Annotated in this window: 10 protein-coding genes and 1 pseudogene; 4 read left to right on the top strand and 7 right to left on the bottom strand. The window is 31.4% G+C overall.

From position 1 onward, the window contains the following. Nucleotides 1–249 precede the first annotated feature (249 nt). Nucleotides 250–957 (bottom strand): helix-turn-helix domain-containing protein, encoded by a 708-nt coding sequence (locus Q4Q35_RS16465; protein WP_303279115.1) that lies wholly within the window; start codon nucleotides 955–957, stop codon nucleotides 250–252. A gap of 178 nt (nucleotides 958–1,135) precedes the next feature. On the opposite strand from Q4Q35_RS16465, the pseudogene Q4Q35_RS22540 reads away from it, so the two are divergent. The 3 genes and pseudogenes from Q4Q35_RS22540 to Q4Q35_RS16455 form a co-directional block, all read left to right on the top strand. Next, nucleotides 1,136–1,222: pseudogene (locus tag Q4Q35_RS22540) on the top strand (transposase); the annotation flags it as partial. 708 nt (nucleotides 1,223–1,930) lie between these two features. Next, nucleotides 1,931–2,371 (top strand): MarR family winged helix-turn-helix transcriptional regulator, encoded by a 441-nt coding sequence (locus Q4Q35_RS16460; protein ID WP_303279114.1) that lies wholly within the window; start codon nucleotides 1,931–1,933, stop codon nucleotides 2,369–2,371. A 4-nt stretch (nucleotides 2,372–2,375) separates the two neighbouring features. Further along, nucleotides 2,376–3,704 carry a S41 family peptidase gene (locus Q4Q35_RS16455; RefSeq protein WP_303279113.1) on the top strand — a complete coding sequence of 443 codons (1,329 nt, stop codon included), beginning with the start codon at nucleotides 2,376–2,378 and terminating at the stop codon, nucleotides 3,702–3,704. Between the two features lie 347 nt (nucleotides 3,705–4,051). On the opposite strand, the gene Q4Q35_RS16450 is transcribed toward Q4Q35_RS16455, so the two are convergent. The 4 genes from Q4Q35_RS16450 to Q4Q35_RS16435 all read right to left on the bottom strand — a co-directional run bounded on the left by Q4Q35_RS16450 (nucleotide 4,052) and on the right by Q4Q35_RS16435 (nucleotide 7,755). Next, nucleotides 4,052–4,825 (bottom strand): hypothetical protein, encoded by a 774-nt coding sequence (locus Q4Q35_RS16450; RefSeq protein ID WP_303279112.1) that lies wholly within the window; start codon nucleotides 4,823–4,825, stop codon nucleotides 4,052–4,054. 153 nt (nucleotides 4,826–4,978) lie between these two features. Then, the gene (locus Q4Q35_RS16445; protein ID WP_303279111.1) at nucleotides 4,979–5,584 is read right to left on the bottom strand and encodes a DUF4377 domain-containing protein; all 606 of its coding nucleotides are present in this window, start codon (nucleotides 5,582–5,584) and stop codon (nucleotides 4,979–4,981) included. Nucleotides 5,585–6,111: 527 nt separating this feature from the next. After that, nucleotides 6,112–6,495 carry a hypothetical protein gene (locus tag Q4Q35_RS16440; RefSeq protein WP_303279110.1) on the bottom strand — a complete coding sequence of 128 codons (384 nt, stop codon included), beginning with the start codon at nucleotides 6,493–6,495 and terminating at the stop codon, nucleotides 6,112–6,114. Between the two features lie 84 nt (nucleotides 6,496–6,579). Then, a complete protein-coding gene (locus Q4Q35_RS16435) occupies nucleotides 6,580–7,755 on the bottom strand; it encodes an FAD-dependent monooxygenase (RefSeq protein ID WP_303279109.1) in 1,176 nt (391 codons plus the stop codon). A gap of 87 nt (nucleotides 7,756–7,842) precedes the next feature. Between Q4Q35_RS16435 and Q4Q35_RS16430 the strand changes: the two genes are divergently transcribed. Beyond that, nucleotides 7,843–8,253: a winged helix-turn-helix transcriptional regulator gene (locus Q4Q35_RS16430; protein ID WP_303279108.1), complete on the top strand. Its 411-nt coding sequence runs from the start codon at nucleotides 7,843–7,845 to the stop codon at nucleotides 8,251–8,253. Between the two features lie 105 nt (nucleotides 8,254–8,358). On the opposite strand, the gene Q4Q35_RS16425 is transcribed toward Q4Q35_RS16430, so the two are convergent. Both Q4Q35_RS16425 and Q4Q35_RS16420 read right to left on the bottom strand, forming a co-directional pair. Beyond that, nucleotides 8,359–8,616, bottom strand: a complete 258-nt coding sequence (locus tag Q4Q35_RS16425) for a hypothetical protein (protein WP_303279107.1) — start codon at nucleotides 8,614–8,616, stop codon at nucleotides 8,359–8,361. A 357-nt stretch (nucleotides 8,617–8,973) separates the two neighbouring features. Then, complete coding sequence (locus Q4Q35_RS16420) at nucleotides 8,974–9,156, bottom strand: hypothetical protein (protein ID WP_303279106.1); 183 nt, start codon at nucleotides 9,154–9,156, stop codon at nucleotides 8,974–8,976. Nucleotides 9,157–9,165: the final 9 nt, after the last annotated feature.

Genomic DNA, 9,165 nt, shown 5'->3' with positions numbered 1-9,165 from the left:
AAGGGAAGTCATCCGGATTTGATTACGATCCTGACCATGTATATGTTCCATAAGTATGATTTGTGTTCCTATACAAGATAAGAATTACTCAAACCATTAACAATCAGAATACAAAAAAAGTTAATGCACAGTCTGACGTTTCATATATCTTGAATATTTGCGTGGTTTAGTACCTATATTTAGTAAAAATGAAACGAACCAAATAGGCTAGGGTAGACAATTATTTTTACATGGTTTGATGGTATTTTTTTATAAATCACAACCTCCAATACAGAACTTTGTCTTTGTGTTTTTTGAATAATCTACAAAGAACCCTCCAGTCTTTGTAATATCTGATAATGGCATACTAAATGAACCACTCCCCAATTTTGTAAACGCTTCTAAAGAGATGTCTTTTAAACGATTATCTTCATCAAATTCAATTTTCTTATAATTGATTTTAATGTCATATGCTTTTAAGTGATTCTTAATGCTGATTAAACTATCATATGTAAGATAGTTTGTAAATCTTACATCAATTCGCTTAATAGATTTGTCCATATTCTTTTGTACTGTAATACTGTTTTTTTTGTTGGAGGTTTGAGCAAAAATCTCTGAATTGAAAGAAAACAGGCCTAAGACGATAATCAAACTGGTTGTTGATAAAATTGAAATTTTTTTCATTGTATTAGTTTTTAAATTAAACAAATCTTTTACATACCAAAAAATAGTATGCCTTTTCAATTTTGAGTTTTGATTTAAGATAACATCATGACAGATATCAGAGCTATCATAGAAATCAAATCCTAGAGTTTCAGAAATAATTTTAATCGTAAAGGCTCTAGGTTTAACTATTCCTGATTCTATGCGCTGAATTGTACGTACAGTAATTCTACTTTTTTCAGCAACATCCACTTGAGTTAATCCTTTTGCTTTTCTGACTTCAATTAATTTTGTTCTAAACTCTAGTTTTTCCATTCAAAATTGAAATTTATGGTAAGATTAGATATAACTTAAAAATTTTCAAAAAATCACGATTGTATTATGCAGGACATTTGCCCGACATTCAATCATATATGTCATATATTCAATATAATAACGTTTCGTTTTTATACATAATTGTGTTAAATTATTGTAGTTTTTTTCAGGACGAGTCAAAGTAATGTATCTCTCTGCTATAGCCTATAATCTCAAGAAATATCTAAAATTCATCTCTAAAACAGTGAAAAGTGATACCAAAAGCAGTCTGGCCATGTTATTTTAAACATAAAAGTCTTAATAATACTTCATATAAGACTTTTAACAAACCTTTAAATTTGAAAACAAATAAACACTTCTAAAAAATAAAGCTCCTTAAAAAGAAGCTTTTGAGTTAATTTCTGCGTTTTTTAGTGTCTTGTGCTACGATTACTCTTGTTAGCTACAGTACTTTTTTTATTTTCCCGCAACGGGTTTTATGGATCATGCACAAAATTTGCGTTAACCTAAAATCCATTGGACAGACTTTACCTCACCTTAATAGCTATAAAAACTCCTTGAATAACAGTTCAATTTATGTTCGAAACAAAAAACACACCATCTTTGCGAGGGGAGGTACGACCGTGTTAATCTGTTGAATAGAATAAACTAAATAATGTAATCATATCTTTTTTAACGACAACTTCAAACATTTGACACTTGCCTGCAAATCCCGAGGCGTTTACCTACGATTCATGTTTTACCAATTTTTAAATGAAAACTATAAACTGTCATTTTCGAAGCGTTTATGTGTTAGTTTGAATTCTCAAACAACTTTTGATCTTGATGCATAATATCTCAGAACACAAAGATTTCTACGCTATTTTATTAAAATCTAAAACGTTAAAAAAGAGTTAATGTTTTTTATGTTATTGGCATGTCAATTACTTTCATGTTAAATAAATAAATAAATAAATAAATAAATAAATAAAATATGACTATACCCCTTCCTTCGAAAACTATATTTCATGTCATTGAAAGTACTATTAAGGAGTATCGAAGATTTGCACTGAAAAACATTTCAGCAAAAGTAAAAGACGTAACCATCGATCAGGGCATGGTTCTTATTTTCTTAAATGAACATCCCGAAATGACACAAAAGGAAATAGCCGAACTGGTGTTTAGGGATACTGGCTCAATGACCCGAATGATTAACACAATGGTTCAGAAAAACTTTCTGAAACGATCCATGAATAATGAAGACCGAAGACGGTTTAAAATTGAAATCACAGCCAAGGGAAAAGAAGTATTAGAAAAATTACCACCTATAATTCATCATAATAGAAGCTCATCACTTCAAGGAATCACAAAAGACGAACTGAAACAACTAGAATCCATTTTAAACAAAATTAAAAACAATTGTCTAAAAACATGACCCCATGAAAATCACGTTCCCCCTCATCCGCATTGCATTTATAGTATTAATTTCAACTCAAATAAATGCGCAAGTAAAAGCACCCCAACTGACCTTACAAGAACAACAAATCGTAGTAGATTCTATAAGCAGTAAACTAACCGCAAACTATATTTTTCCGGACGTTGCCGAAAAAATGGCTTCAAGCATTAAATCTAAACTTCAGAAAGGCGATTATAAATCCATTCTCGATCCTGACCAATTTGCAAACACTTTAACAGCAGATTTACGAGCTATTAGTAAAGACAAGCATATTTGGTTATCATTTGGCCCAGAACATATAACAAAACAGTTGAATGCCACGGCTAAAGATAGCTCGGCTCATTTGAATTGGCAAATTAGTAACATGAAGCGAAATAATTTCGGCTTTAAAGAAGTGAAAATTCTGGATGGCAATGTTGGTTATTTGGATCTTAGAAGTTTTTATAATGTTGAACACGCAGGGAAAACGGCTGTTTCGGCGATGAACTTTTTAAGTAATTCCGATGCTATTATTATTGACCTACGGTCTAACTATGGAGGACACCCAACTATGATTCAACTCATAACCAGTTACCTATATGGAAGCAAACCAGTGCATTTAAACAACTTTTATTGGCGTCCAACCGATTCAAATTCTCAAACCTGGACCTTACCACATGTTTCTGGCACAAGAAGCCCTGATACTCCTGTATATATATTAACCAGTTCCCATACATTTTCGGCCGGCGAAGAATTCTGCTATAATTTAAAAAACCTGAAACGCGCCACGTTAATTGGAGAAACTACCGGTGGTGGCGCACATCCAGGAAGAGAGTTTATAGCAACAAACCGCTACATGATTTGGATTCCTACCGGTAGAGCCATCAACCCTATTACAAACACAAATTGGGAAGGAACGGGCGTGAGCCCACATATTGAAACTCCGGCTAAAGATGCGTTCAATGATGCATATCTCAAAGCATTGGAAACACTTATGAACAATAATAAGGAGGCAGGCTCAAAAGCGTTCTACGAATGGGCAATCGCCAAATTGAAAGTAAAAACCAATCCGATAAACTTAGATTCAAAAACGTTAAAATCTTTTGTTGGAAGTTATGGGGCACGTAAAATTACCATTAAAGACGGTACATTATTCTATCAAGCAGATAATGAAACTAAATATGAGTTATACCCCTATAGTGATCATGAATTTATGCTAAAAGGTCTAAAGGGGTTTCGAATACGTTTTTTATACGAAGGCAAAAAAGTAACCTCACTACAAGGGTTATATGGAGGTGGAGGAATGGACATAAGTATAAAAGAGAATAAGTAAATCTAAGCAGGTTTTACCAAGGCATTTTCTTAACCTAACCGAGAAACCACTACTGCAAGTGTAGCGTTATTTATCCGAGAGAAGCCGGATTATTTTAATAAACAGGTAAAAAGCTTCCAGGGGGAGCGAGATTAAATATCCCGCTCTCTCCATTTATGAAAATGAAAAGCTTTATTTTATCTGTACTGAAAGTCAGTTTTACAAAACGATTGAGCAATGCTTGTTAAATACGATTTTACCGTGCCCGAGGTCAGTCAGATTATTTTTTGGGTTCGAGTGAGTGTGCACAACGGTTAGTGTATGGTGCGTATCCCACAGGGTATGCATTATAGCATCGTTGTATGCCGTTATTCTAACTGTTCAGTATATTTTAGAAAAAGTAGATTATATTTTTTATTCCTATTAACGAATTTTTCAATGTTACTTTCTGTTTGACTGTATATTTTTGACAAATCCTTTAGTAGTTTTTTATATTCATTTTCTTGTAATTTTTCATCTCTAATAAAACCGATGAGAGAAGCCCCAATTCCAAAAAGTTTATACTTATAGTTTTCATAAAGTCTTTTAGCCAAAACGTAGTTTTCAAAAGGATTTAAGTCACAACTAAAATAACCATTTGGAAAAGCGCAAATAGCTTCATAGGGTTTTTCAACAGGAACTATTTTTGCAATAATGTATTCATCAATCCAATTATTTGGGTTTTGATTAACATCTATCAATCTACCAAGTTCATCCTCATCTACACTTATGTCTTTTTGGAAAATCGAATCGAACTCAACTCCAATTACACCTTTGTCAAAGTTCTTTTTACGAATAAAAAATTCGGAAGGTGTTGATAAATAACCAAGATGTTCTCCATTTTCAAAAGCGAATGAGTCAACTGTTGATAAGTCATAACCATCAGTTTCATCTAAGTTATTATTCATTGTCGAATGTGCGCAGGTGTATTCCGCTTGACTCAAATCATCGAGAGTAATTAATACAGAATGTCCTTTGTTTTCTTCAGAAAGTCTTAGATAGATTTCAATTATTTCTTCAATTTTTGAGAATTGACTAATGAGATAACTATCACAAATTATTTCATTACGACTCTGTCCCTGTTCAAGTGGTTTTATTTCCATAGGTTTTTCCCTTTAACTGTAAATTGTATGAGTAGTGGCAGATTGCAGGTCTCTTTCCTGTCAAATCGCTATGCAGTTTGATCGGGCTACAAACCTTGATATTTACAACATCGCCTGCCATTACTTGTACAAAATGTTATGCGCTTTTATTTATTAATTTTTCTTTTCCTTCGAAATAATTTCAATAAGCACATATTTTACAGAGTAAGGTTCAGCTTGTGTTACTTTCTTCACTCTAAGTTCATACTCATAACCATTTTCATAATTAAATCCTTCTATTTCGGTTAGAATCATCCAATTATCAGAATCTGTATTTTTAACTTTTAATGCGTCATAAATTTTTGTAGCCATATTATCTTCATCCTCGTATTCAGACGGATATTTAGGGGTAAATTTAACGGTCTCTGATGCTACAAACTGGTTTAGATTTTCTTCACTATCATTTGTAATTACTTTCTCCTTTGAGAGAAGTTCTATAAATTCATATTTAATTGAAGATACATCTTGAGGAGGTTCTTGCATCCATATTTTCTTTACTCTGAATTTAAATTCATAACCTCTTTCATAATCAAAATCAAACCCTTCTGTTATTATGTCAACTAGCATTTTTTCTTGATTCTCATCATTGTCGGAAAAAATCAATGGTTGAGTCCAGATATCACTCATAACACTTGCTCCATATCCAGTTTCTGGATAAATTGTCATTTCAACTATTTTTTCTTTATCTCCGTCATCTTTTGTACAGCCAATAAAAATCATACTGAAAAAGATAAATCCGTAAAATAATTTTAGTTTTCTCATTGTTCTATTTTTAATATTATTGTGTCTTAGATGTAAACTATCATACAATGGTTGGGTTAAATTCTGACTAACGTAAAATTATTATGTTCAAAATCAATAATTTAAAATTAGTTGTTTTTTATCTCATTTTTCTCATCTTCGTTAGCCATAGTACTAAAGACTCTTTTGGAGTCTATGAGGATTGCGCATAACGGTTTATAACCGTGAGTTACGGGCTCAAATTTACTAATCTATAGATTCGTAATTGTCTTCACCCGGGTACCAACAGTCTCCTGTAAAACCTCCACAACTTGAAACCCAATTCTATTTTCCAAGTATTTTAGTATTATCATTTTGAGTTTCATCGTTAGAACTGCAAGAAATAATTCCTAAAGTCAGAATAAATATGTAAATCAATTTTTTCATTATCTTCTTTTTAGGTTAGATGTTAATATTTCCATTTGGTTGCGTGTTTCAGCAACTTTTGGAAACAAAACAGGGTCAATCTAAACATTTTTCTTTTTATGCTCGGGATAATTTGTGGCGACTGCAATTGTGTTTGTAATTGCATCAACTGGTAGTAAAACATCACCTGAACTAATTTTTACATTAGAACCGCTTGAAATTTTCATTAAAATTTCATCATAACCCAATTTTTCAATTAAATCAAAAATGTTATTTGGGTAAAAATTGAAACTCTCACTCAAATTAGTTCCTTCAATGAAGGAATCTTCGATTTTGTACACCTGAATGATATGTATTTTACCATCCTTTTTTACTCTTGCTAATGAAAGTGCCTTTTGGGGGTCTAATTCTTGTGCTTTCAAAAACGAAAATGAAGCAACCGCAAAAAATATACAACTTACTTGCCTTAGTTTAAAATACTTCATTTATTTACATATTTAATAGGGCGCAAATTTACCGGCGCATTAAAGACTGTACATTTACATATTTTTTGATTTTATCATTTTTGTTTATTTGGGTAAGTTTTTAGCCCAAAATTCTGCTATTTTTTGACTGGCAATGTTATAATCTGTATTTTTTGCTATTTCGTTTCTTTGTTCACAATACAATACATCTTCGTTAAATAGCGATTTTGCTAATTCCCTTCCAGACATTGTGATTGCAGTTGTCTTTTGAAATCTATTCTCTTGAAATTCGTTAAAAGCTTTTTCTATACTTTTTGATTTTTCTAAAATAGAAGCAAAGTGCCAAGCATCTTCTATTGCCTGACAAGCACCTTGCCCTGAAGTAGGCAATGATGCGTGTGCGGAATCGCCTAGTAGACACACATTATGTTTAGACCATTTAGAGGTAGGGTTGTGGTCAAACACTTCAATATATTTGATGTTGTCTTCTTTTGTTAATTTTATTATTTCGTTGATTTTTGGAGACCAAGAACCAAATAGTTTTAGAAGTTCGGTTTTGTGGTTTTTATTTTTAAGTGGAGAATTTACAGGTAAAGATTTTCCTCCAGCCCAATAGCCTTTGTTCTTATTAATTGGTACAATCCCAAACCGTTCACCAACACCCCAAAAGTCCATGGCGTTATTTTCTGAAAAAATAATTTCCTTACTTTCTACTATTCCAATCCAATTAACAAAGCTTTGATAAACAGGAGTACTGTTCTCATTAACGTATTGTCTAGCAATGGAGTTCATTCTTCCATCACTTCCAATTATTATTTCTGCATCTAAGGAAATATTCTTTTCAAATTTTATAGAAGTAATGTTGTTATGACATGAAATTTTTAATGCATTATGATTATAATGAATAGAAATATTCAATTCATTTATTTTGTTTAATAATATACTCTGTAAATCTATTCTACTTACAGAGTAGCTTTTTAAACCAATGTGCTTATTAATCTGATTTACCTGAATAGCGCCTAAAAAGTCGTTGTTTTTTGTCCAACGTTGCATTTGTAGCAATTTTCCACCTACTTTTTCAATAGCGGATAATAATTCAAGTTTGTTAAGAATTTTTGTAGCATTTGACCATAAAACCAAACCCGCCCCAATAGTAGTTGTTTTATTTCTACGTTCATATATGCTTATATTTCTAAATCCTTTTTGGTGTAATGCTATAGCTGTAGTTAATCCTCCAATTCCAGCACCTAAAATTGCTATTTTAGAATCTTTATCTATCATTTTTAAATTATTCAATTTTATTATTACTTTTGTTTTCCAAGTAAAAATAATATATAACTTGGTTTTTCCAAGTAATAATTAAAATGTATGAGTCAAAAATTTAGGTCAACTTGTCCAATTAGTTCAGCATTAGATGTAATAGGAGATAAATGGTCTTTATTAATTATTAGAGATATGATGTTTTTGGGAAAGAAAACATACACAGAGTTTAATAAATCAAGTGAGAAGATATCAACAGATATTCTTTCAAATAGGTTGACTAAACTGAGTAAGTTAGGTATCATTTCTAAAGGAAAACAAGAAGGAAATAAAAAAACAAATATTTACAGTCTTACTCAAAAAGGAACAGAATTGTTGCCAATACTCATAGAAATTGCACAATGGAGTGATAACAATTTAAACGATCATTTAAAAGATGAAGCAAAACCATTTGTCAATAAATTCAAATCAAATAAAGAAGAGTTTGTTAAAAGCATGTACACTTTTTTAAAAAATTGATAAATTTATTTTTTTCAGCGCTTACTGCCAATAGAAAATGGTTGGACGAGATGATGTTTATATACCCCACAGCCAAGGCGACACTGGAAAGTAGGATGCGTTTTTTTAGAATATAACATTAAAAGAACAGATTGAGACAGGTTGAGGACAATTAAATTCGTATTTAAACTTACCGTTATATGCCATTATAGAATCCTCGGGTTCGCGAGTCTTCGAAGTGGTAATATCTCTTTTAATGAAAATGGTTTCAGTTTCTATCCCTTCAATATGACCTTGGATTATTGCTTTTTGTGCGTTTGTATTATTAGGAAAAGCAAATTGAAAAAAGAATAATATAGCGACTATTTTATTTAGGTTGTCCATTTTAATTATTTTTCTTAGAAAGATTGTTGTTCTAATTACTGCCAATGTTGTAGGTAGTTTTTATTCTATATTTTCTTTTTCAATTATCAGATCTACAAATTTTGCATCTCTCAAAAGTTTAATAATAAAACCAAAACCCTCTTTTCCAAATACCTTTTCAAGTTTTTCGGTTCCGATGATTTCAATTATGCAGTTTCCAGGAAAACCAGGTCCTTCTGCTGTTATTGCGTCATTGAAGGTGTCAAGATTTTTTTCGAAATATTTTGCAGATTGAGAGTCAATTTCCGAAACATATTTATTCCAAAAGTCTTCTTTGGTTTCACAAAATTCTCCATTTATGAAAATCTTTCTTTTATGTCAAATTTTTCCATTTTCATCTTCAATAATACTAACGAAAGTATCTTTTCCATAAGCCATTTTGTCGAAGACTTTGGAATATCCATAATTCAACCATCTTTTGTAAACCAATTTATCATTAAAATACAAGTAAAGTTCGTTATCATCTTTTATATCCTTTCGTATCACCAAAATTTCCACCATTTATTTTTA

This window comes from Flavivirga aquimarina (genome assembly GCF_030540835.1).
GTDB classification, from domain to species: Bacteria; Bacteroidota; Bacteroidia; order Flavobacteriales; family Flavobacteriaceae; genus Flavivirga; species Flavivirga aquimarina.
The sequence above is the reverse complement of the archived record's forward strand: the minus strand, read 5'-3'. Positions and strand labels throughout refer to the sequence as shown.